Origin of the sequence: Methylacidimicrobium cyclopophantes (assembly GCF_902143385.2) — a bacterium.
Classification (GTDB): domain Bacteria; phylum Verrucomicrobiota; class Verrucomicrobiia; order Methylacidiphilales; family Methylacidiphilaceae; genus Methylacidimicrobium; species Methylacidimicrobium cyclopophantes.
This window is the reverse complement of sequence record NZ_CABFUZ020000135.1, coordinates 1-22,480: the sequence shown is the minus strand read 5'-3', so window position 1 is coordinate 22,480 and position 22,480 is coordinate 1. Positions and strand designations below refer to the sequence as shown.

Below are 22,480 nucleotides of genomic sequence, written 5' to 3'. Positions count from 1 at the left end.
CCCGCCAGATCGCCCGTCAGGGGCTGAGCGTGCGTCAGGCGGAAGCGCTCGTCGAGAAGATCCGTCGAGAGGGCGATCGCGAGCAGAATCGGCGAGATCCAAAAGAGGAAGCGGCGGCAGCTTCTTGGCGAGACTTGGAAACAAGGCTTCGGGAGCGGCTAGGCATGCGTGTACGGGTGCGCGGGAAAGCGGGGCGGGGAAAGATTGAAATCAGCTACTTTTCGCCGGAAGAGCTCGATCGGCTGCTCCAATCCCTGGGTCTGAGCTCAGGGGCTTCGATGGCCGAAGGGGAGACTCTCCCATAGTTCTTTCCAGTTCTTCGATCGTTTCCCTCCGGCACCGTTGAAGACTACGTAGGCGGCGCCGTCACTTGTGAGAGCCCTGCCGATCCCGGCAAATCGGATCGCGGGATTCAGAAGGTTCTTTCTGTGGAAGGGGCTTCGCTTCCAATCCGCGAGCACCTTTGCCGGGTCGGGGGATCGCGAGGCATAGTAGAGGTTCTCGTTGATCGTCTCCCAGCCGCCCGTATCCAAGAGAGAAGAAAGAGATGCATCGGAACGGTGTTGCAGGCGGCGATCCGCCGCGATCCGTTCCGCCCACTCCTGGCTGGCGGTTTCGAGACGTGGATCCGCCTTCAAAGGAGGAAGGTCATGGTCCGATCGAAAGCGGTTGATCTCGGCCAGCATCGCCGCCCGAAAGGCGGGAAGATCCGAGGGAGAAGGCTCGGCGGGGGCTCTTGATGGAAAGAGCACGAGGAGGGAGGCCGCCGAGAGCGGGAGGAGGCGGAGAAGCGAAGGGGAAGTTGCCATGACCGAGAAGAGAAGCGAAAAAAAACGATTCGCACAAGCCGGACGGGCGCGCGAAGGTGACGAACGATCATGGCGAGGAAAATTCGCGTATTGCCGGAGGTTCTTGCCTCTCAGATTGCCGCGGGAGAGGTGGTAGAGCGCCCGGCGTCGGTGGTCAAGGAGTTGCTCGAAAACTCGCTCGATGCGGGTGCCACGGAGATCGATATCCATACCCAGGGCGGCGGTTGTGCCTTGATCGAAGTCGCCGATAACGGTTGCGGCATGGGGAAGGAGGATGCTCTTCTCTGCTTAGAGCGTTACGCGACCAGCAAGCTGGGCTCCTTCGAGGAGTTGACGCGGCTGCGATCGTACGGGTTTCGGGGCGAGGCCCTTCCGACGATTGCGTCGGTAAGCTCCTTTCTCCTTCGCACTCGAGAAGAGGACGATCCGGTGGGAACCGAGGTTTCGGTCGAAGCGGGAAAGCTCATCTCCGTTCGAGAGATCGGGAGAGATCGAGGAACGACCGTTCAAGTCCGCTCTCTTTTCTCCCGTCTTCCCGCACGGCGCCGCTTTTTGCGTTCTCCGGCACGGGAGCAGGCACATTTGCAACGACAAGTCATGCTCGCGGCGATGGCGCAGCCAGGGACGGCATTTCGGTTTCGACATGGGAGCCGAGGGGAGGGGACGGTGTGGCCGTCTGCCCGATCCAGGGAAGATCGATTGGCGGCGATCTTCGGGGAGGACTGGATCGAAGCGCTTTTGCCGCTCCAAGCGAATCGCCCGGAGATCTCCCTCACCGGCTTTTTGAGCCGCCCGGGCATAGGGAAGCCAAGCCGGGAGGAGCAGTTCTTTTTCGTCAACCGTCGACCGGTGGAAAGCCGGTTGATCTCGGCCGCCTTGCAAGAAGGGTATCGTCACTCGCTTTTGCGGGGCCTCCATCCCACGGTGGTTCTCTGGCTAGAAATCGATCCGAGCCGAATCGATCCCAATGTTCATCCCGCGAAAAGAGAGATTCGATTCCGCGAGGAGCGGGAGCTCTGGAGCCTGGTCGTCGAAGCGGTCGCGCAAAGGCTCGGCCGGCAGCCTGTGGTTTCCTTTCCCGAAGCGGCTTTCCCTCGATCCGTGTCGGAAAGTCCGGGGGCTTGCTACGAATCGGAGGGTCCGACGACTGCCGGCCTCGTCGGGCGGATCGAAGCCCCCCATGCGCCATCGGTCCAGGCGGAGCTGGCTCCGCTCGTCGATACCGGATTGGCAAAGAGCGGGAAAGGTCCCAAGATCGATGGCCGCCCGATCGGTGTCGTGGGCTCGCTCTATCTGCTGCTCGAAAGCAAGGAGGGGCTTGTCGTGGTGGACCAGCATGCGGCCCACGAGCGGGTTCTCTTTGAAAGGCTCCTGTCGATCTGGGAGAGCCGGGAGAGCGGAGGACAACCGTTGCTCCATCCGGTGGTCGCGACCGTCTCGGCGCGCGAGGCTGCGGCTTTGGACGAGGAGCTTCCGGCGTTGCGGCGGCTGGGGTTGGAACTGAAGGATCTTGGCGGGGGAACTTTCGCGGTGGAGGCGGTGCCGGCGCGGCTGGCTTCCCTTGATCTCGTCGCGTTCCTGCAACGGCTGGCCGCAGATCTCGCCGGCCGAAAGGGACCTTGTGCGATCGGCGGAGCGGAAGCGGAGATATTGGCCGGGATTGTTTGCCGGCGGGCCGTGAAAGCCCGTGATCGCCTTTCTCCGGAAGAGGTGGTCCGGTTGTTGGAAGATCTTCGTGCCTGCCGGAATCCCGACAGTTGTCCGCATGGGCGCCCGACGTGGATCGAGCTTTCCTACGGAGAGTTGGAACGCCGGTTCGGGCGAGTCGGATCGCCCGCCGGCTGCGATCCTCCCTGACCGGGCCGCTGCGGTAGATCGGTTGATTCTCTTACTCGACGACGAAGACCGGAGTTCCGTCTTGCACAAGCTCAAAGATCTCGGAGGCAAAGCTCTTCGGTAGGCGGATACATCCATGGGAGGCGGCGAATCCGGGAAGATACCCTCCGTGAAGTCCGACCCCGTCCGAAGTGATCCGGAGGAAATGGGGCATCTCGGCCGCTTCGTAGTGGGTTCCCGGCGGGGCACGTTGCCCGATCACCGCGTTGGCATCGACGATTCGGCCCGTTGCGTTGTCCACGAAGCAGCCGTAGCGGCTCGAAAGGTGGTTGCGATCCTTCTGAAGCACGGAAAAGCGGCCCATCGGCGTGGGATGGGAAGCATTTCCGGTAGAGATCGGGGCGATGGCCGCGAGCTTCTTCCCTTGATAGACGTAGATCTTTTGCTGGCGCACATGGATGACCAGCGAGCTGATCTTCTTCGTGGGGACCAGTTGCGACCAGATAGCGGCGAGAACCCGAGGGGGTGGTCCTTGCACCGGGAGGGCTACGCGAACGGGAGTCTGCGAAGGGGAGAGCGGCTTCGGATGCTTGCGCATCTCTTTTTCCCGTTCCTCCCGCTCCCTTTCCAGTCGCTTCCGTTCCTTCTCCGCGGCCTTCCGCATCTCTTTCTCGCGCCGCGCCCTCTCCTTTTCGGCCCGCTTTTCCCACTTCCGTAGCGCTTCCGCGTCGTTCCCGTTTGTCGACGGAGCGGCCGCCGCAGGCTGCGCTCTCGGCGCCGAGGCCGCCGGCTCGTTCCACGAGGGGAGCGACGGGTCGGCATCGACGCGAAGCGGCAGAGCTGGAAGGGATCCGATCAGGACGGCTGCGAGGAGTGCTCGGCGCCGAAGAGAAACGAGCGAGGCCGACATGGAGGATCGGAATTTAGACGTTGAAACGAAACTCGATCACATCGCCGTCCTCGACGACGTAGTCTTTCCCCTCGACACGCAGCCTTCCGGCCTCCCGCAGCCGCGCGAACGAGCCGAGTCGTTCCATCTCCCCGAAGGAGGCGCATTCGGCCGCGATGAAGCCGCGTTCGAAATCTGAATGGATCACCCCCGCCGCCTGAGGGGCGCGATCTCCGGCTCGAATCGTCCAAGCTCGTGTCTCCTTCTCTCCAGAGGTGAAGAAGGTGCGGAGACCGAGCAGCCGATAGGTCGCTTGGATCAGGCTCGTGACCCCGCTTTCGGAGACGCCGAGAACCTGGAGGTAGGACTCTCTCTCCTCCGGAAGGAGGGTGGGAAGCTCGGCCTCGAGCTGAGAGGAGAGGATCACAAGAGCCGAATCGCTTCGATCTTCCAGGAATCGGACCACCGCTTCGACGAGGGGATTCTTGGCACCCTGGCAAAGCGCCTCTTCGGCGACATTGCATGCGTAGAGGGTAGGTTTCATCGTAAGGAGCTGAAAGGCTCGCAGAAGCGCTTTTTCTTCCTGGGTCCATCGTTCGGAGAAAAGCGGCATCCCCCGGTCGAGAATCGCCCGAGCCTTCTCGATGCATCCTTGCAGGACGGGGGTGCGTGGGTCGCCATGTCCGTTGCCTCTTTGCTTCTTTTCCCGCTGACGATCGAGGGTGGCCAGGTCGGCTAGGGCCAATTCCGTATGAATGACCTCGATGTCCCGCACGGGATCGACCGAGCCCGCTACGTGGTGGACCTCTGGTCCCGTGAAGCATCGTACCAAATGGATGATCGCATCCACTTCCCGGATATGGGCGAGAAACTGGTTCCCCAGTCCCTCCCCTTGACTTGCCCCCGCCACCAATCCGGCGATATCGACGAGCTCGATCGCGGCCGGAATCACCCGCCGGGAGCGGGAGAGCTCCGCCAGCCGGCCGAGTCGCGGGTCGGGAACCTCGACGACGCCCACGTTGGGAGCAATCGTGCAAAATGGGTAGTTTGCCGTTTCCGCCTTGTGACTCTTCGTGAGCGCGTTGAAGAGCGTGCTCTTCCCCACGTTGGGCAGTCCGACGATTCCGGCGCGCAACATAACGTTCTTTCCTTTAGGACATAGTGCATTTACCCAGAGGAGGCAAATCCTTCCTCGTCGATGGCGGCTTGCTTGAACGGGCTCTCTTGGAGAGAATGGTCCGTTCAAGACGGCTTCGGCGGAAAGCAGCGAAAGATCGGGGAGAAAAGATGGCTTTGGAAAAGATCGTTCTATTCGGCGGATCGGGATATGTGGGAAGTGCCTTTCAGCGGTATTTCCTTCGACGAGGAATCCCCTACGTGGCGCCGTCCCATCGGGAAGTCAATCTTCTCGAGCCCGCCTCTGTCGCCCGCTTTCTCGACGAGGTAAAGCCGAAGTTCCTCATCAACGCGGCCGGATATACCGGTCGTCCGAATGTAGATGCGTGTGAAGACCATAAGAGCGAATGCCTCTTGGGGAATGCGGTGCTTCCCGGGATCTTGGCCCGCCTCTGCTCGGACCGCGGGCTTCCTTGGGGTCATGTTTCCTCCGGGTGCCTCTATACTGGAGATCGAGGGATAGGGTCGAAGGGAGAACGTTTGGGCTTTCGGGAAGAGGACCCGCCGAACTTCTGCTTTCGGACGAACAACGGAAGCTTCTATAGCGGAACAAAGGCGCTGGGAGAAGAGATCCTGTCGGACGCCGCGAGCTGCTATCTTTGGAGGTTGCGCATCCCTTTCAATGAGGTCGATTCTTCCAAGAACTATCTGAGCAAGCTTTTGCGTTACGAACGCCTTCTCGATGCACGAAACTCCCTCTCCCAACTCGACGACTTCGTCCGAGCCGCCGTCGAATGTTGGGAACGACGCGCGCCGTTCGGAATCTACAACGTGGTCAATCCCGGATCGGTGACCACGCGCCAAGTCATCGATCTGCTGGGTCGTTCTCCCTTCGGCCGGCGGCTGATCGAGAAGGGAAAGCGCTTTACTTTTTTCGCGGGAGAGGAGGAGTTCCGGAAGGTCGCGCGCGCACCCCGCTCCAACTGCGTACTCGACAGCTCCAAGTTGCAGAGCGTCGGAATCCATTTGGAGGAGGTCCATGACGCCGTGGAGCGCGCCTGGAACAACTGGAGAGAAGCGACGGTCGAATCGATCGGGGAGCTGCGGAAGCCATGAGAGAACGGGCGGGGCGCTGGCTGATCACGGGAGGTGCGGGATTCATCGGATCGAACTTCCTCCACCTGATTTTTCACGAGGGACCGCGGCCGGAGAGGGCGGTCACCCTCGACAAGCTCGCCTATGCGGGGAGGAAGGAGAATCTTGCCGGTTTGCCCGACGAGGGGGCGCATCAGTTCGTCCAGGGGGAGATCGGGGATCAGCCACTCGTGGGACGTCTCTTGCGGGAAAACCGCGTCGAGGGAGTAATCCATTTCGCGGCGGAAACGCATGTCGATCGATCGATCGAGAGCGCGCAACCCTTTGTCGAAACGAACGTTGTGGGGTCTTGGCGACTGCTCGAAGCCGCGTGGAACTATTGGCGGGAGCTCCCGCGGGAAGCACGGGAGAGATTTCGCTTCCTCCACGTATCCACGGACGAGGTGTACGGATCGATCGGGCTCGAGGAAGAGCCGACCCGAGAAGGCGCCCCGTACGACCCTTCGAGCCCGTACGCGGCGTCGAAGGCGGCGTCGGATCATTTTGTGAGAGCGTATGCCAAGACCTTTGGTTTTCCGGCCATGGTGACCCACTGCTCGAACAACTACGGGCCCCGGCAATTCCCGGAGAAGATGATCCCGCTCATGATCCTGAATCTCTTCGAGGGGAAGCCGCTCCCGATCTACGGGGACGGGAGCAATCGGAGGGATTGGATCTACGTGGAGGATCATTGCCGGGCTCTGCGCGAGGTTCTCCTCCGGGGAAAGCCGGGGGAGACCTATCATATCGGAAGCGGCAGCGGATGCTCGAATCGGGAACTAGTCGAACAGCTCTGCGTCCTGGCGGACGAGATCCGTCCTCGAGCCTCGGGAAGATCCTACCGGGATCTGATCACTTATGTGACCGACCGGCCGGGACATGATTTCCGCTACGCGGTCGATTCCGGCAAGATCCGCCGAGAGTTGGGCTGGAAGCCGCGGGAGACATTGGAGGACGGGCTCCGAAAAACGATCGACTGGTATCGAGAGAATGGAGAGTGGTGTGAGCGGATTCGACGGGACGGCTTTGCGCGGGAACGGCTTGGACTGCTCCGAGGTTGAAATGGGAGAGCGACGGGGAATCGTGTTGGCGGGCGGCCTGGGGACTCGCCTCTATCCAGCCACCCTTTCGGTGAGCAAGCAGCTTTTGACCGTCTACGACAAACCGATGATCCATTACGCCCTCTCGGTGCTCTTGCTCGCCGACATTCGGGAGATTTTGGTCATCTCGACGCCAAGCGATCGACCGCTCTTCGAGAGGCTTTTGGGCGACGGGAGCGCTTTCGGCTTGCGCTTGTTTTACGCCGAGCAGCCGCGGCCGGAGGGCTTGGCGCAGGCTTTCGTGATCGGAGAAACGTTCCTGGATGGGAGACCGTCCTGCCTCGTGCTCGGAGACAATCTGCTCTATGGGCATAGCCTGAGCGGGACGCTCGGCCGTATTTCGGCCCGCCGGCAGGGGGCGACTATCTTTGCCTATCGGGTTTCGGATCCCTCCGCCTACGGAGTCGTCGAGTTCGACGCGAACGGCCGAGTGCTTTCTCTAGAGGAGAAGCCGAAGCGGCCGAGATCGGCCTATGCTGTTCCCGGTCTCTATTTCTATGACGGGAGGGCGCCGGAATTTGCCCGGGAACTCGTTCCGTCGGCACGGGGAGAGCTCGAAATCACCGATCTCAATCGTCGCTACTTGGCGGAAGGAACGCTGCGAGTGGAAGTCTTGAGCCGCGGAATCGCCTGGCTAGATACGGGAACCCACGATGCTTTGGCCGATGCGAGCGCTTTCGTAAGGGCGATCGAACATCGGCAAGGGTTGAAAATCGCCTGCTTGGAGGAAATCGCTTGGAGCAAAGGGTGGATTGACCGTGAAGCCGTACTTGCGCAAGCTCGGCGCATGGGCAGTTCCGCCTATGGGGAATATCTGAGAAAGCTGGTGGAGGAAAACGATCGTTCGCGGACGGGCTCTTCCTTATGAGAATCCCTCTGCTCGACTTTGGCCGGATGGCCTCGGAAGAGAAAGGAAGGCTCGAGGAGGCCTTTCGACGGGTGCTCGCCAGCGGGCAGTTCATCCTCGGAGAGGAGGTTGCGGCTTTCGAAAGGGAATGCGCGGATTTTCTCGGCGTTGCCCACGCAATCGGGGTCTCCTCCGGAACCGATGCGTTGCTGCTTGCCTTGCAGGCATTGGGAATCGGCCCGGGGGACGAGGTCATTTGCCCTTCCTATACCTTTTTCGCCACTGCGGGATCGATCGCGCGGACTGGAGCGAAACCCGTCTTTGCCGATTCGTGTCCCGGCTGTTGGAATCTCTCCCCGCAGGAGGTGAAGAGGAAGGTGACCGAGAAAACCAAGGCCGTGATTCCGGTCCACCTCTTCGGCCAGCCGGCTGCGATGACGAGCCTTCTGGCCGTGGGGCGGGAGGCGGGGTTGGCGGTGATCGAGGACGCGGCGCAAGCCTTCGGGGCTCGATCCGGCGATCAACGGGCGGGTGGCAGGGGACTCTTGGGTTGTTTCTCCTTCTTTCCGACGAAGAACTTGGGAGCTCTGGGCGATGCGGGCTTGGTGACGACGCAGGATGGAGCGTTGGCCGATCGAATTCGTGCGCTTCGGGTACATGGCTCCCGAGTTAAATATCGGCATGAGTGGATCGGAGGCAATTTTCGCATCGATGCACTCCAAGCGGCCTTTCTTCGAGCCCGCTTGCCGGGTGTCGAGGCTGCCTTGGCAGCTCGCCGGCGCAACGTACAGATCTACGAAGAAGCGTTCCTGGCGAGCGGAATTGCCGCTCGCTCTCCGGATTCCTGCCGCTGCGAGGGGCAGGAAGAGCCGGTCTGCCCGAGCAGCCCCGGCCAAGTGCTTTTACCGCGCGACTGGAGGGGCGAGCATACCTGGAATCAATATGTGATTCGCTATCCCCCCGATCGGGACGGATTGCGTCGCTTCCTGGCGGAGGCAAGGGTGCAAACCGAAGTCTATTATCCCCTGCCGTTGCATCTCCAACCCTGTTTCCTCGTCGGTGAACGGAAAGGGGAGGAGCTTCCGGTAGCGGAGCTTTTCGCCCGCGAATCCTTGGCTCTTCCGATCTTTCCCGGCTTGTCGGCCGACGAGATTCACCGGGTGGTCGAACTCGTCTCCCGCTTCGCGCGACAGAGAGCGAAGGAGACGTAGCAAAGGGGAGGAAACGGTGCCCGGATTCCTTCGTCCCGCGGGAAGGAGAAGAGCAAACGTCTTTTCGGCGATGCGAGACGATAAGCGAAAAGCCGCGGCGGATGGCCCGTCCGTTCGCTCGTCCAGACGACGAGGATCGCTTCGTTCGGCCTCGGGCCTGCTACTCCTCCTCGCCTTGGTCGGATCTCTTTCCCTGTCCGCTTCCGCACTTCCGGGCGGCGATTCGGGGACCCCACCGGGCCAGCAGCCGGTCGAAATCACTGCGCAGGAGACCCATTTCGTCGGAGGAATCGCCACCGCGGAAGGAAATGCCATCGTCCGGTATGGGGACACGACCCTGTACGCCGATCGGGTCAGCTTCGATAACCGGACGCGCAACGTCTTCGCCGACGGGAACGTCCGGGTCTATACCGGCGAAAAGATCTTTCGGGCAGCCCACATGGTGTTCAACATCGACACCAAGGCGATCAGCGCCAACGATTGGGGGCTCGTCGACCTCCCGCTGCTGGCCACGGGCGAAAAACTGACGACCCCCGAAACCGATCATTATCACATCGATCACGGCATGGCTACGGTCGAGAATCGAGAAAAACCCGGGCTCCAGGTGAAGGCCCGCACGATGGATATCTATGCGGGAGATCGCGTCCTCATGCGCGACGTCGTCATTTATCTCAGTCGGATTCCCGTTCTCTGGCTGCCCGCGGTCAGCCAATCGCTCGACGGGGATTCGAACACTCTCTATTTGATTCCGGGCGACAGGTCGTACTGGGGATACTATTTGCTCTTGGTTTATAATTGGAAATTCAATCCCAACCTGAGCGCATCGTTCCAGCTCAATTACTACCAGGACCGCGGGATCGCGGCGGGAAGCCTCTTCCGATTTAAACCCAACGAGGAAGGATTCGGCAATTTACGCCTTTTCGGCTTGCCCTACGACCAGGGGTATTTGCTCAACTACTCCTCGCTCCCCCGTTATGACGTAGGCCCGAACCGCTTCCTCGCTAGTTTGCAAGAGCGCTACCCGATGAGCCAGGACCTCACATTGACAACGGATCTGAACTATTGGACCGATCCATATATAATGGAGGATTTTTACTACAACTCCTACATGTCCAATCGTCAGCCGAATAACGTCGCTTGGCTCAACTACTACAACACCGGCTTCACGATGGATCTTCTCGTTCAAGATAATCTGATGCCTTTCTTTAATGGGCTGAATCGATTGCCGGAACTCGACTTCGAAACCAACCGCGCCAAGATCTTCCATAGCCCAATTGCCTATGAAAGCCGCTGGAGCGTCGTCAATTTTGAGCAGCAGTTATCGAACCTGAATCCGCTGACCGGAAATTTGTTCGGGCTCTATTATCCCTGGTTTCCCCTCAATCGATTCTACCAGCAACATGGGCTGGACAGCGCCTACTTAGTGAGCAACTACGGTGGATGGCGCTGGGATACGCTGCAACAGCTCTCCTACCCGAAGGAATATTTTCATTGGCTTTCCCTCACCCCGCGGCTCGGTGTTGAAGGAACCTACTGGTCGGATCAGAATGTCTACGGTAACGCGTTCAACGCGCCGATGCCTCTGATGAATCAGTCGAACTTGAATTTCGATCGAGGACTCCTTATCGCCGGATTAGATGCATCCTTCAAGCTATCAAAAACTTGGAGCAACGTGGAAAGCGACGCCTTGGGAATCCATGGATTGCGGCATGTGATCCAGCCTTTCGCCACGTTTCAATATATACCGAATCCCTACGGCAACCCGTACAACATACTTGGATTCGACAGCCTCATGCCCACCATTACTCCGTCTTTGATCAACCCCATCGATTATCCCTCGATCGATTCCTTCTTCGGGATGACCTATCTTCGTGCGGGGGCGACGCAGCGACTCCAAACCAAGCGCAACGGGCAGAACTACGACTTGGCGGAGCTGACGCTCTTCACGGATGCGAACTGGGATCGGAAGTACAACACGCTGCTCATGCCGACGACCGACACGGTGAACGAGATCTACGGCACCTTCGATTTCAATCCCGTCCCCTGGTTCATGTTTCATACGGATTTGGCGTTGCCGACCTATGATCAAGGGTTCACCAATATCAACAACAGCTTGACTTGGCAGTTCCATCGCTCGGATTCGCTGACGCTCGGCTATCAATATCTCGACAATGTGACGATTCCGAGCAGCTTCTTTCCGATTCCGCAGATCGCCGGAGGTTTCTTTCCCCAAAACAATATTTTGCCCGTCGTGGCTCAGATATCCCCGACTGTCCAGAGTATGGGCTACGTCTCCAACTTTTGGCGGATCAACGAGAATTGGCAGGTGAGCGGAACGCTCATGTATATGAGCCAGACGAATTCGGTCCCGGTGAAGATGTTTTCGATCTACCGGGACTTGGGGGATTGGATCGTTGCCTTCAGCTTCCAGGATTTCAGCTACCCGGGAGCGGCGGCCATTCTGAACTACTACCTGACTTTCACGCTGAAAGCCTTCCCGTCGTTCAAGCCGGCAATCGGTCAGTAGGAGCCTGGATGCCGGGGCGGGATGCTCGCCGGCGGGAAAGCCGCGCGGAATGGCAAAAGGCGGAAAGGGGCGCGCCTTTTGGCGGCGGATCTTTCGCGGAACGGAGGAGATTGGAATGAAGAGGAAGGGGCGCGAGGTTCTTTGGTCGGCGCTCGTTTTCTGTATCCTGGTCTGCTGCGGCATCGAGGCCAGGGCGGGAAGCGTGCGTTGGGTGGCGGAGAAGCGGCCGTTTCCCGGCCCCGTCTTCACGCTGAGCCAACCCAGCCGCCCCTTTGAAAAACATCAGGGGGTTTCCTTTTATGCCGCGGCGCCGTCCTTTCGATGGGAGGTTTTGGGCAGGCTCTTTTATCGGGGAGCCACCGAGGTTTGGGCTTCTCCCTTGGGAAGAAGTCGACTCTGTGCGGTCGCAAAAGAGCATGGGTGCGATGTCCTGGTTTTGATCAACCGAAACCTTACCTACTTGGGGAGTCCCGGTAACCCGAGGGATATTCCGATCTCCTCAGGAATGCGCGGCTGGCGGCCGATGGAGGAGTTCGGGCCTGCAAAGCCGCACTATCGAGTGGATGCATTCTTCCTCGCGGGGCGGCGGGAAGGGTAGTCTTTCTCCCGCGCGATCGAAAGGGGAGAGACGGCTTGGCGCGGCCGAGCCCGTCAGTGGGGGGAAGGACTGGATCCAGCGGACGGAGCCAGGAAGAGATAGGTCGCCTTGTAGGGGACACGGACAAGCTCGCCCGCCTTGGATGGCTTTGCCGCCGGCGCTACCCCTCCCTGGGTGCCGACTCGAAGGACATGGGTGACGCCCGAGAGGACGCCCGCCGTTCCGCTGCTCTGTACCGTGATCAACAACCAGGGGACATCGCTCGGATTGCCGGCGGGAGATTGGGCTAGAGGGGGCATCGAGCCCATGACTCGGCTTCCGTCGGTCGCCTCCCAGCAGGGACCGCGAAAATGGCGACCGATCTTTGCCCCCGAGGGGTCTCGGAGCGTCGCCTCCGGTTCTTGGAAAACCCAGCGAAGGGAAGCCTGGGGCTCTCCGGAGGGAAGCGCCTTGTAGACTTGAAAGCCCGTGGCAGTTGCCATCCAGACGAGGCGGGTGTCGGGAGGAAGCGGAAGGCTCGTTTGCCGCGGACCATCTTCCGCAAAAAGGGGAAGAGCGGACAGGAAGAAGCCAAGGCAGCCGGCAAAAAGTGCAGACCGTTTCCAACCCATAGGAAACCTCCTCTCTTGTGAGGGTTCGATCGAACGCAGAAAAGCGAATGGGCGGCGAGCTGTCAAGCCGTTCGACGGGGGTTCCCCCGGGGAGAGAGGGGGAAGGCCCCCTGGTGGGCAGATTGTCCTTGAACCCGATGCCCGTGGCGTTAGCCTACTCGCATGAAGGAAGCTCTCCCGAACCCTCCGCCGGCGCTCCCTCCGTCGCCTCGGTGGCAAGAGCGCGTATCCGGCCTGACTCCTGAAGGGGTTGAAAGAAGGGCGGAGGAGTTTTTCGAAAAAGGTGGCTTTCACTGCGCCGAGTCGATGATGCTGGCCTTTGGCGAGGCGTTCGACCTCCCCGTGGATCTTCGCTACGTCCGGGGTTTCGGCGGAGGGCTGGGCCAGGGACGCTGTCTCTGCGGCGCGGTCAACGGAGCCGCGGTCTTCCTCGGCCTTCTCCTCTCCGAAGAGCGGGGAGCGGACGAAGCTCGGGGAGGCGGACGGGACCACCAGCGACATTCTCGGGTCGACCAGGCGATCCAACGGCTGGAATCCCTCTTTAAGGGACGGTACCGAGCCAACTGCTGCAAATGGCTCACCAGGAAGATCGAATGGGGTACTCCCGCCCACTTGGAGCATTGCGTCTCTCTCACCGGGGAAACCGCAAAGATGCTCCTCCGGGTCCTCCAGGAAGAGGCCGACCCGGCTCTCGCTGCCGGGCCTTCGGATCGTTCCGCTCGCTAGACCGCATGTCTCACAAGCTTTTTCTTGCGGCTTGCAAGATGGGCTTGGGAAAGCGCCTTTCGGCAGTAAGGCGGGAGAAGCCCAGCGCACGCTTGCCCCGGCCGCTCGGAAGAGCTAAAGAGTTTCAAAGGAGATCGGAGTCGCATCGTGCCCGAGGCCCAGGTTCCGGCATCGCAGGGATCGATCATGGATCGGGAAGGGCTGCAGGCGCTTCTCGACGTCCTGACCTCGCGGGGCTTCGGCGTGGTGGGACCCAGAGTCCGGGACGAGGCGGTCGTCTACGAGCCCATCCGCAACGTCGCAGACCTTCCCGAGGGATGGACCGATCGTCAGGATGGGGGACGCTACCGGCTCGAAAGGCGCGAGGACCGGGCACTCTTTGGATATGCCGTCGGACCGCATTCCTGGAAGCAGTTTCTCTTCCCTTCACGGCAACGGCTCTGGCAAGCCCGTCGGACGGAAACGGGATTGGAGTTCCTCGAGGAACCGTCTCGGGACGAGCGTTGGGCTTTTCTCGGAGTCCGCGCTTGCGAGCTGTGCGCGATCGCGATCCAGGACCGGGTCTTTTTGGGTGGAGTCCATCGCGACCGCTCCTACGCCGAACGTAGGCAGAGAGTGTTTGTTGTTGCGGTCCAGTGCGCAGAGCCGTCGGGTACCTGCTTCTGCGTCTCGATGCAAGCCGGGCCGAAGGCAACATGCGGCTTTGACCTTGCGTTGACAGAGCTGCTGCACGCGGGCTCCCACCGCTTCTTGGTAGAGGCGGGCAGCCGCGTGGGGCAGGAGGTGTTGGCGGCGATCCCCCATCGGCCGGCAAATGAGGACGAGCGGAGAGCGGCGGAGAAAGTCACGGCGTTGGCGGCCGCCCGAATGGGACGGACTCTCGAGACCCGTGGCATCCGTGAGCTCCTGCAGAGCCATCCCGAGCATCCCCGGTGGGAGGAGGTAGCAAGCCGCTGTCTGAGCTGCGGTAACTGCACGATGGTCTGTCCTACCTGCTTCTGCTCGACGGTCGAGGATCATAGCGATCTTTCCGGAAAGCACACGGAGCGGATGCGGCTCTGGGACTCTTGTTTCACGCTCGGCTTTTCCTATCTCCACGGCGGCAGCGTTCGCAAAGAGATTCGCTCTCGCTACCGCCAGTGGATGACGCATAAGCTTTCGACCTGGTTCGATCAGTTCGGCAGCTCGGGCTGCGTCGGCTGCGGCCGCTGTATTACCTGGTGCCCGGTCGGCATCGACATTACCGAGGAGGCTCGAGCCATGCGAAGCTCCCTTCCCGAAGAGACCGCTCATGTCTGATCCCAAGATCGCTCTGGCCGGCCATCGGTTCTTTTCCGGAATCGATCCCGCAATCGTGGAGACCCTGGCCGAATGCGCTCGGGAGGTCTCCTTCGCAGCGGGGGAATATCTGGTCCGGGAGGGGGAGCCCGCCGACCGGTTCTTTCTTCTCGAATACGGAACCGTAGCCCTCGAGCTCCACCGTCCCGGGCGCGACCCGCTTGTTCTAGAGACCATTCACGAGGGGGAGGTGGTCGGAACTTCTTGGGTCGTCCCCCCTTACCGATGGAGCGCGGATGCGCGCGCCTTGGATCTTGTCCGGGCGATCGCGATCGACGTGCGCTGTCTCCGGGGCAAATCCGACTCGGATCCCAAGCTCGGCTATGAGCTTCTCAAGCGCTTTTTGCCGCTCTTCGTCCAACGCTTGGAGGCGGTCCGGCTCCAATTGCTCGACGTCTACGGAAAGTCCCCCGACTAGCCATGCGCGACCCCGATCCGTTCGTGCCACGTCTCTTTCGGGTCGAGGAAGCCCGGCGGGAGAACGCGGATACCACCACCCTTGGGCTCGTGCCGTCTCACGGGGAGATCCCCTCTTTTCTGCCTGGCCAGTTCTTCATGCTCTACGCTTTCGGGGTAGCGGAGATCCCCGTGAGCGTCAGCGGTCTCTCGGGAACGGGCCGGCTGCTGCACACGATCCGGGCCGTCGGAGCGGGAAGCAGAGCTCTCTGCCGACTCCGGCCGGGGGACTTCCTGGGCGCTCGTGGCCCTTATGGATCGGCCTGGCCGCTCGACCGAGCGGAGGGGGACGATCTTCTCCTGATCGCCGGAGGTCTGGGTGCCGCCCCGATCCGATCCGCCCTCCTCCGTGCCCTGGCCGAGAGGGAGCGCTACGGGCGGGTCGTTTTTCTCTATGGGGCGCGGGGTCCGACGGAACTCTTGTTTCGACCGGAGTTGGAAGGATGGCAGCGGCGGCCGGATTTGGAGGTGCAGGTCACCGTCGATCATGCTCCCCCTTCGTGGCGAGGCTCCGTCGGGGTCGTTCCGGAACGGATCGGCCATGCCCGCTTTTCGCCAGCACACACCACCGCCTTCGTCTGCGGTCCGGAAGTGATGATGCGCTTTACGGCCAGTGCCCTTTTGGCTGCGGGAGTCTCCTCCGAACGGATCTTCCTTTCGATGGAGCGGAACATGAAATGCGCTCTCGCCCTTTGCGGCCGCTGCCAATTCGGCCCGGCCTTCGTCTGCCGGGAGGGGCCGATTTTTCGGTACGACCGCATTGCCCGGCTGCTTTTCTTGCGGGAGATCTAATCACGGATTATGCCGACCTCGCCTCGCCCCCGCCTTGCGGTCTGGAAGTTCGCCTCCTGCGACGGCTGCCAGCTTTCGTTTCTCGACTGCGAGGACGAGCTCCTGTCGCTGGCGGGTGAGGTAGAGATCGGCTACTTCCTGGAGGCTTCCGGACGGACTCTGCCGGGACCGTACGATCTCTCGCTCGTCGAGGGATCGATTACCACACCCGAGGATACGCAACGAATCCGAGAAGTGCGCCGCCTATCCAAAAGGCTCGTTACGATCGGGGCCTGCGCCACCGCAGGGGGGATCCAGGCCTTGCGGAACTTCGCGCGGATCGAGGATTTTGTTTCCTCGGTCTACGCATCGCCCGAATATATCCAAACTCTGGAGCGTTCTACTCCCATCGCCGCCCATGTGCCGGTCGACTTCGAGCTCCGAGGCTGCCCGATCCATCCTCTCCAGCTCCTAGAGGTGATCTCCGCCTTCCTGGCGGGTCGGTCTCCTGCGATTCCGACCTACTCCGTTTGCATCGAATGCAAGCGTGCGGGAAACCCCTGCGTTCTTGTCTCTCGGGGCGTTGCCTGCCTGGGCCCTGTGACCCAAGCGGGCTGCGGAGCGATCTGCCCGGGCTATGCTCGCGGCTGCTACGGTTGTTACGGACCGATGGAGAGTCCCAACACCCCGAGCCTTGCTCGCGCATGGCGCGCGCTCGGCTCCTCCCGCCGGGATCTCCTCCGGGCCTTCCGGACCTTCAACGCCGGTGCCGAGGCCTTCCGCCGGGAAAGCGAGGCCAATGCCGACTAAGAAGCTCTCTCTCGGGCAGCTCGCGCGCGTCGAAGGCGAAGGGACTTTGGAGCTTGCGCTGCGCGACGGGAGGGTGGAGACGGCTCGCCTCAGGATCTTTGAACCTCCCCGCTTTTTCGAGGCTCTCCTCCGGGGTCGGGCCTTTTCCGAGGTTCCCGACATCGTGGCGCGGATCTGCGGCATCTGTCCTGTTGCTTACCAGATGAGTTCGGTTCACGCCTTGGAACGCGCCTTGGGTCTCTCCGTGGGCGGGGAGCTCCGGCTCCTCCGCCGACTGCTCTACTGCGGAGAGTGGATCGAGAGCCATGTCCTCCACATCGTTATGCTCCACGCCCCCGACTTCTTGGGTTATGCGGATGCCGTGGCGATGGCTCGGGATCATGGCTCCGAAGTCCGGCGGGGGTTGGCGCTCAAGCGGACCGGCAACGAGATCCTGCGCCTCCTCGGAGGGCGGGAGATTCATCCGGTCAACGTAAAGGTCGGCGGCTTCTACCGGCTGCCCACCAGGGCAGAGCTCGACGCGCTCCGGGAACTGCTCGAAGGGGCTCGGCGGGAAGCAGTGGCGCTTCTCCGTTGGGTGGCTCGTTTCCCCATGCCAGACTACGAGAGGGACTACGAGTTCGTTGCGCTCCGCCATCCCTCCGAATATCCGATGAACGAAGGACGGATCGTCTCCAGCAGCGGCCTCTCCCTTTCGCCGGAGGAGTTCGACGCGGAATTCGAAGAGCGGCAACTCCCTCACTCGACCGCACTCTACTGCGCACTCCGGCGACGCGGCAGCTACCTTGTCGGCCCCTTGGCCCGATACAATCTCAACTTCGACCGCCTACCGCCGTATGTGCAATCCTTGGCAGAGGAGGCGGGCCTCCGGTCCGCCTGCCGCAATCCTTTTCAAAGCATCGTCGTGCGAGCCGTCGAAGTGGTCTTCGCCTGCGAGGAGGCTTTCCATCTGCTGGCCGCCTATGAGCCTCCCGAGGGTCCGTCGATCCCGCTCTCTCCGAGCCCAGGAGAGGGCCACGCTTGCACGGAGGCTCCGCGCGGGATGCTCTACCACTCCTACCGTCTGGATCGTGACGGAACGATCGAGAAGGCTCGAATCGTTCCGCCGACTTCGCAGAACCAGGCTTCGATCGAGGAGGATCTCCGGCTCCTGGCCGAAAGTCTCCTCGGCGAACCGGAGGAGATCCTTTGCGGGCGCTGCGAGCAAGCGATCCGCAACTACGACCCTTGCATTTCCTGCTCGACCCATTTCCTCCGACTCGCGATCCGCCGCTCATGAGCGCCGGTTTCGATCTTCGCTCTTCGAAACCGCTGCTTCTTGCCGGAATCGGCAATCCCGACCGAGGCGACGACGGCTTCGGACCCGCAGTCGCCGCCCGCTTCTCCAAGCTCTCGCTTCCCAATGTAGAAACGATCGCTTGCCGTCGGCCCCTGGATCTCCTCGACCGCTGGCAGGGACGCCGGCTCGTGATTTTGGTGGACGCCGCACTCCCGCACGAAAGGCCGGGGCGGCTCTTCCGGCTGGAACCGCTCCGCCAAAAAGTAGCGCCAGCCGCTCTCTCCTCGACCCACTCCCTCGGTTTGTTCGAGGTGATCGCCTTGGGCCGCACCCTCGACCTGCTCCCCCATCGCCTCGTCCTTTACGCGGTCGAAGCCCTCGGCTTTTCTCCCGGAGCAGCTCTCTCCCCCCTTGTTGCGGCGGCGGTGGGAAAAGCGGTCCGACGGATCGCCCGCGAGTGCCGCGCCGCCTGACATCGACGCCGTCGCCGAGGCGCGCTATCCGAAACCTCCGGTAAAACCCCGGTCAGACTTCCGGCCACGATCAATCCACAATTCTCCCATCGCTTTCGTCGCGGAAAGGGAAGCCCGCTCCGATCTCGGGAGGATCCCAAGGGCGGGGGAACGGCGGAGGCAACGGGCAACCCCGCTGGGGTTACAACTTTTTCTTCGTTGGACAAAACTTTATGCTAAGTTGAAAGCAAGTCCTTCTTTTCCAAGCGGAAGGGAGGGACGGAAAACAGCAAAGGAAGGAAAAACGATGAAAAAGATGGCTCTACTCTTGGCGTCGATTGCGTTCTTAGGAATCGGATCCGGCGTACGACCGCTCTATGCCCAGGAGCACCACCAGGGCAGCTCGATGGAGTACCACCATATGCATGATGTCATCAATCATGCCGTGGAGATGGCGGCCGAGGGCTCCAATCTCGTCATGCTCGGCGAGATGAACATGGCGCCCGGGATCGACGAGTTGGCCGTCGAGCACGGGAAGAGCGCGATCCGGGAAGCAAAGGCGCTGGTGAAGAAGGTGATGGAAAGCAAGACGATGACCCAGCTCCACGAGAAGGGAGCGGGGCAGAGTTCGGAAATGGCGTATACCCATAAGCTGGCGGCGGCCGCCAACGCCTACATCGATCTGCTCGCCGAAATGCATTCGGTGAAATGAGGACGATCGAGGAGCGAAGAGGGAGAATAGGCTTGAGCGTCGCCCCGATCGAGGGCGGCGCTTGAGCCGCTTTCGCGGTTTCCGGAAGAGAGCGCAGCGCTCGTTCGACCCTGGTCTCTCCCGTTTTGGAATCAGAAACGGTCTGCGCTGGTCCGAAGGCGGGACAAGCGGTGCTTTCTTGCGGAGCGGACCGCCGAAGCGGTTGGAAAGTGCGCTCGCGCCGACCCGCCCCTTGCTCCGGCCCTCGTTCGAATCTAGGATGAACGAGGGATTCGGTTCCATGGAAGTAACCTATTACGGACATTCTTGCTTTGCGTTGGAGATCGGCGAGACGCGGTTGCTTTTCGACCCCTTCCTGACCGGAAACCCCCTCGCTGCCGATCTGCCCGTCGACGAGATCGCGGCGGACTATCTTTTGCTCTCGCATGGGCACGCCGACCATATCGGCGATGCTCCCGACATTGCGAAGAGGACAGGAGCCCTGGTCGTGTCGAGCTTTGAGGTGGCGGAGTGGTTGCTCAAGCAGGGAGTCGAGCGAGTCTATGCGATGAACCTGGGAGGGAAAAAGTGGTGGCCTTTCGGCTTGGTCCAGTATGTTCCCGCCTTTCATTCCAGCAGCTTACCGGACGGGAGCTACGGCGGGCCGGCGGGCGGCTTCGTGATTCGTAGTCCGGAGGGGACGGTCTATTACGCCGGAGACACCGCCCTTTTCGGGGATATGAAGCTGCTGGGCGAAATCTACCATCCGATCTCCCTGGCGATCCTTCCGATCGGCGATACGTTCACCATGGGGGTGGATGAGGCGATCCGGGCTGCGGAGCTTCTCGGTTGCCGGAACGTGCTCGGGGTGCACTACGACACCTTCGAACCGATTCGGATTGACAAGCGTGCGGCTTCGGAGGCGTTTTCCGCCGCGGAGCTCGACCTCCATCTCTTGCCGATCGGTGGAAGGATGACCATTGCTTGCGCGGGAAGAGATCTGGAGGGCAGATGAGCCGCTTGGCGGACGCAAAGAGCCCCTACCTGCGGCAGCATGCTGCGAATCCGGTGGATTGGTATCCATGGGGGAGCGAGGCATTCGCCAAGGCGAAGGCCGAGGGGAAGCCGATCTTTCTTTCGATCGGGTATGCCACCTGCCACTGGTGCCATGTAATGGCACACGAATCCTTCGAGGATGCCGAAGTCGCGGAGAGACTCAATCGAGACTTCGTGCCGGTGAAGGTCGACCGGGAAGAGCGACCCGATGTGGATCAAGCCTACATGGCCTTTGTCCAGGCGACCACCGGACAAGGAGGCTGGCCGATGAGCGTCTGGCTCACCCCCGATCTCAAGCCGTTTTACGGGGGAACCTACTTCCCCAAGAATGATCGATGGGGGCTTCCGGGATTTCTTTCGGTCTTAGACCGGATCGCAGAGATCTGGAAACGCGGCCGAGAGGAGTTGTCGCTCCGCGGCGAGGAGATCGTGGGTCGACTCCGGGATGTCCTGGCCGGAGGCCCGGCGGGCCGGGTGGACGGCGACCGGGCTGTGGAACGAGCATTCGAGGAGTTTTCGAGGGCGTTCGATTCCGAATGGGGCGGATTCGGTCCCAAGCCGAAGTTTCCCCGGCCCGCCGCCCTCCATTTCCTCTTGCGGTACGGCCTGAGAAACCGAGCCCGGTCCCAAGGGGAAGGTGCTCTCGCGATGGTGCGGAAGACCTTGGAGGCGATGGCTCGCGGCGGAATTCGAGACCGGATCGGAGGTGGCTTTCACCGATATTCGGTCGATCGGTTCTGGCGGGTGCCCCATTTCGAGAAGATGCTCTACGACCAGGCGCAACTGGCCCTTGTGTATCTCGAAAGCTTCTGCTGTATCGGCGAGAAGCGCTTCGAGTCGATCGTTCGAGAGATCCTCGACTACCTATTGCGGGATCTCGAACTGCCGGGCGGGGGATTTGTCTCGGCCGAGGATGCGGACAGCCTTCCCCCCGACGGAGGCCGGGCCCAGGAGGGCGCCTTTTATCTCTGGACCGAGCGCGAACTGGCGGAGCTTCTGGAGCCGGCGGAATTCGCGTTGGTCGTCGATCTCTGGGGGGTGCGTCCCGAAGGGAACATCCCGCCGGAGGGCGATCCCCACCACGAGCTTGTGGGAAGGAACATCCTCTTCGAGGAGACTCCGATCGAGGAGATAGCCGCCCGGCGCGGGCTTTCCGCGGAAGAAGCAGAGCGGATCCGACAAGCGGCGGTCGGTAAGCTCGCGCTGGCTCGGAATCGAAGGCCGCGTCCTGCGAAAGACGACAAGGTGGTGCTCGGCTGGAACGCTCTGGCCGCCTCCGCACTGGCCCGGGCCGGCCTTCTCTTGGGGGAGGAGCGGTACCGGGATGCGGCGGAGCGGACGATGGGGTTTCTCCTCTCGAATCTCTTCGAGCCCGCGACGGGCAGGCTCTTCCGCCTCCATCGGGACGGACGGGGAGAGGTCGAGGCCTTCGCCGGCGATTACGCGATGTTGGTGCAAGCGCTCCTCGACCTCTTCGAGCTCACGCAGGAAGCGCAGTGGGTAGAAAGGGCGATCTCCTTCCAAGACCGAATGGAAGCTCTCTTTCGGGACCCGGAATCCGGCGGGTATTGGACGAGCGGGGAGCGGGCAAGCGTGCTGCCCTTTCGGATGCGGGAAGAGTATGATGGTGCGGAGCCGGCACCAATCTCGCTTGCGGCCGCTAACCTGCTCCGCCTTTCGGCGCTTTTGCCAGAAGAGCGGTGGCCGGGACGGGTGGATGCGCTCTTTCAGGCCGAAGCGGCGCTCCTCGCCCATCAGGTGACCGGACTGCCCCAGTTGCTGGCGGCCTACCTCGATTCGACCGGGTCCCCCGTCTCGGTGGCCGTCGTGGGGACGAGAGCCGACCCGAGGGGCCGCGCTCTTTTGGCTGCGGGGGCCTCCAGCCTTTGCTCCCGGAGGCTTTTGCTCTGGATCGAGCCGGGCCGCCGCTTCCCCTTTTTGGGAGAACGGGAGGCCTTCTATCGCTCGCTTCCTCCGCGGGAGGACGGACCGGTGGCCTATCTCTGCCAATCCTTCTCCTGCTCGGAGCCTATTTCCGATCCGGAGACGCTCCGCCGGCGCCTCCTCGCGGCCGCGTAAAAGTTGTTTGCAGAACGGCAGAGAGGGCGATGCTTTGCCGCCCCCTCTGCCGCGCTCGGCCCCGCCGTTCGCAGGGCAGCCGTCGGCCTGGACCTTTTTTGCGGATCCCTTCCGGCCACGCCGCATTGGATGCGGCGGGAGTGG

Annotated in this window: 21 protein-coding genes and 1 pseudogene; 18 read left to right on the top strand and 4 right to left on the bottom strand. The window is 61.7% G+C overall.

Translation table 11 applies throughout. The features are described from left to right. Nucleotides 1-305: pseudogene (locus FN369_RS11130) on the top strand (hypothetical protein); the annotation flags it as partial. Here FN369_RS11130 and FN369_RS06400 read toward each other — a convergent pair. Then, nucleotides 267-809 (bottom strand): CAP domain-containing protein, encoded by a 543-nt coding sequence (locus FN369_RS06400; protein ID WP_142525358.1) that lies wholly within the window; start codon nucleotides 807-809, stop codon nucleotides 267-269. The pseudogene FN369_RS11130 and the gene FN369_RS06400 overlap by 39 nt on opposite strands. A 69-nt stretch (nucleotides 810-878) precedes the next feature. On the opposite strand from FN369_RS06400, the gene mutL reads away from it, so the two are divergent. Beyond that, a complete protein-coding gene (mutL, locus tag FN369_RS06395) occupies nucleotides 879-2,666 on the top strand; it encodes a DNA mismatch repair endonuclease MutL (RefSeq protein ID WP_142525357.1) in 1,788 nt (595 codons plus the stop codon). Between the two features lie 31 nt (nucleotides 2,667-2,697). Here mutL and FN369_RS06390 read toward each other — a convergent pair whose 3' ends face one another. Together FN369_RS06390 and ychF are read right to left on the bottom strand one after the other, a co-directional pair. Next, nucleotides 2,698-3,555: a L,D-transpeptidase family protein gene (locus tag FN369_RS06390; protein WP_142525356.1), complete on the bottom strand. Its 858-nt coding sequence runs from the start codon at nucleotides 3,553-3,555 to the stop codon at nucleotides 2,698-2,700. Nucleotides 3,556-3,568: 13 nt separating this feature from the next. Next, entirely contained in the window at nucleotides 3,569-4,672 is a 1,104-nt protein-coding gene (gene ychF, locus FN369_RS06385) for a redox-regulated ATPase YchF (RefSeq protein ID WP_142525355.1), read from the bottom strand. A gap of 149 nt (nucleotides 4,673-4,821) precedes the next feature. Between ychF and FN369_RS06380 the strand changes: the two genes are divergently transcribed. The 6 genes from FN369_RS06380 (at nucleotide 4,822) to FN369_RS06355 (ending at nucleotide 12,067) form a co-directional block, all read left to right on the top strand. Beyond that, nucleotides 4,822-5,766 carry a sugar nucleotide-binding protein gene (locus tag FN369_RS06380; protein ID WP_142525354.1) on the top strand — a complete coding sequence of 315 codons (945 nt, stop codon included), beginning with the start codon at nucleotides 4,822-4,824 and terminating at the stop codon, nucleotides 5,764-5,766. Next, nucleotides 5,763-6,845, top strand: coding sequence for a dTDP-glucose 4,6-dehydratase (rfbB, locus tag FN369_RS06375; RefSeq protein ID WP_142525353.1), 1,083 nt, complete (start codon nucleotides 5,763-5,765; stop codon nucleotides 6,843-6,845). The genes FN369_RS06380 and rfbB overlap by 4 nt, the downstream gene beginning before the upstream one ends. Before the next feature lies 1 nt (nucleotide 6,846). Then, nucleotides 6,847-7,752 (top strand): glucose-1-phosphate thymidylyltransferase RfbA, encoded by a 906-nt coding sequence (gene rfbA / locus FN369_RS06370; RefSeq protein ID WP_142525361.1) that lies wholly within the window; start codon nucleotides 6,847-6,849, stop codon nucleotides 7,750-7,752. Next, nucleotides 7,749-8,942, top strand: coding sequence for a DegT/DnrJ/EryC1/StrS family aminotransferase (locus FN369_RS06365; protein ID WP_142525352.1), 1,194 nt, complete (start codon nucleotides 7,749-7,751; stop codon nucleotides 8,940-8,942). The genes rfbA and FN369_RS06365 overlap by 4 nt, the downstream gene beginning before the upstream one ends. A 70-nt stretch (nucleotides 8,943-9,012) precedes the next feature. Continuing rightward, complete coding sequence (locus FN369_RS06360) at nucleotides 9,013-11,469, top strand: LPS-assembly protein LptD (RefSeq protein ID WP_142525351.1); 2,457 nt, start codon at nucleotides 9,013-9,015, stop codon at nucleotides 11,467-11,469. A 115-nt stretch (nucleotides 11,470-11,584) separates the two neighbouring features. After that, a complete protein-coding gene (locus FN369_RS06355; RefSeq protein WP_142525350.1) occupies nucleotides 11,585-12,067 on the top strand; it encodes a hypothetical protein in 483 nt (160 codons plus the stop codon). A gap of 53 nt (nucleotides 12,068-12,120) precedes the next feature. Here FN369_RS06355 and FN369_RS06350 read toward each other — a convergent pair whose 3' ends face one another. Next, entirely contained in the window at nucleotides 12,121-12,678 is a 558-nt protein-coding gene (locus FN369_RS06350; RefSeq protein ID WP_142525349.1) for a DUF3455 domain-containing protein, read from the bottom strand. 162 nt (nucleotides 12,679-12,840) lie between these two features. On the opposite strand from FN369_RS06350, the gene FN369_RS06345 reads away from it, so the two are divergent. The 10 genes from FN369_RS06345 to FN369_RS06300 all read left to right on the top strand — a co-directional run bounded on the left by FN369_RS06345 (nucleotide 12,841) and on the right by FN369_RS06300 (nucleotide 22,336). Continuing rightward, nucleotides 12,841-13,404 (top strand): C-GCAxxG-C-C family protein, encoded by a 564-nt coding sequence (locus FN369_RS06345; RefSeq protein WP_142525348.1) that lies wholly within the window; start codon nucleotides 12,841-12,843, stop codon nucleotides 13,402-13,404. A gap of 186 nt (nucleotides 13,405-13,590) precedes the next feature. Next, nucleotides 13,591-14,703 (top strand): 4Fe-4S dicluster domain-containing protein, encoded by a 1,113-nt coding sequence (locus FN369_RS06340; protein ID WP_142525360.1) that lies wholly within the window; start codon nucleotides 13,591-13,593, stop codon nucleotides 14,701-14,703. Then, nucleotides 14,696-15,160 carry a cyclic nucleotide-binding domain-containing protein gene (locus tag FN369_RS06335; RefSeq protein ID WP_142525347.1) on the top strand — a complete coding sequence of 155 codons (465 nt, stop codon included), beginning with the start codon at nucleotides 14,696-14,698 and terminating at the stop codon, nucleotides 15,158-15,160. The genes FN369_RS06340 and FN369_RS06335 overlap by 8 nt, the downstream gene beginning before the upstream one ends. 2 nt (nucleotides 15,161-15,162) lie before the next feature. Continuing rightward, nucleotides 15,163-15,990, top strand: coding sequence for an FAD/NAD(P)-binding protein (locus FN369_RS06330; protein WP_142525346.1), 828 nt, complete (start codon nucleotides 15,163-15,165; stop codon nucleotides 15,988-15,990). A gap of 9 nt (nucleotides 15,991-15,999) precedes the next feature. Continuing rightward, a complete protein-coding gene (locus FN369_RS06325; protein WP_142525345.1) occupies nucleotides 16,000-16,779 on the top strand; it encodes an NADH-quinone oxidoreductase subunit B family protein in 780 nt (259 codons plus the stop codon). Continuing rightward, nucleotides 16,769-18,058: a Ni/Fe hydrogenase subunit alpha gene (locus tag FN369_RS06320; protein WP_142525344.1), complete on the top strand. Its 1,290-nt coding sequence runs from the start codon at nucleotides 16,769-16,771 to the stop codon at nucleotides 18,056-18,058. Before FN369_RS06325 ends, FN369_RS06320 begins: the two co-directional genes overlap by 11 nt. Beyond that, nucleotides 18,055-18,531, top strand: coding sequence for a hydrogenase maturation protease (locus FN369_RS06315; RefSeq protein ID WP_142525343.1), 477 nt, complete (start codon nucleotides 18,055-18,057; stop codon nucleotides 18,529-18,531). The genes FN369_RS06320 and FN369_RS06315 overlap by 4 nt, the downstream gene beginning before the upstream one ends. A gap of 286 nt (nucleotides 18,532-18,817) precedes the next feature. Further along, nucleotides 18,818-19,222, top strand: a complete 405-nt coding sequence (locus FN369_RS06310; protein ID WP_142525342.1) for a hypothetical protein — start codon at nucleotides 18,818-18,820, stop codon at nucleotides 19,220-19,222. 280 nt (nucleotides 19,223-19,502) lie between these two features. After that, the gene (locus tag FN369_RS06305) at nucleotides 19,503-20,216 is read left to right on the top strand and encodes a metal-dependent hydrolase (RefSeq protein WP_142525359.1); all 714 of its coding nucleotides are present in this window, start codon (nucleotides 19,503-19,505) and stop codon (nucleotides 20,214-20,216) included. Then, nucleotides 20,213-22,336: a thioredoxin domain-containing protein gene (locus FN369_RS06300; protein WP_142525341.1), complete on the top strand. Its 2,124-nt coding sequence runs from the start codon at nucleotides 20,213-20,215 to the stop codon at nucleotides 22,334-22,336. Before FN369_RS06305 ends, FN369_RS06300 begins: the two co-directional genes overlap by 4 nt. Nucleotides 22,337-22,480 lie beyond the last annotated feature (144 nt).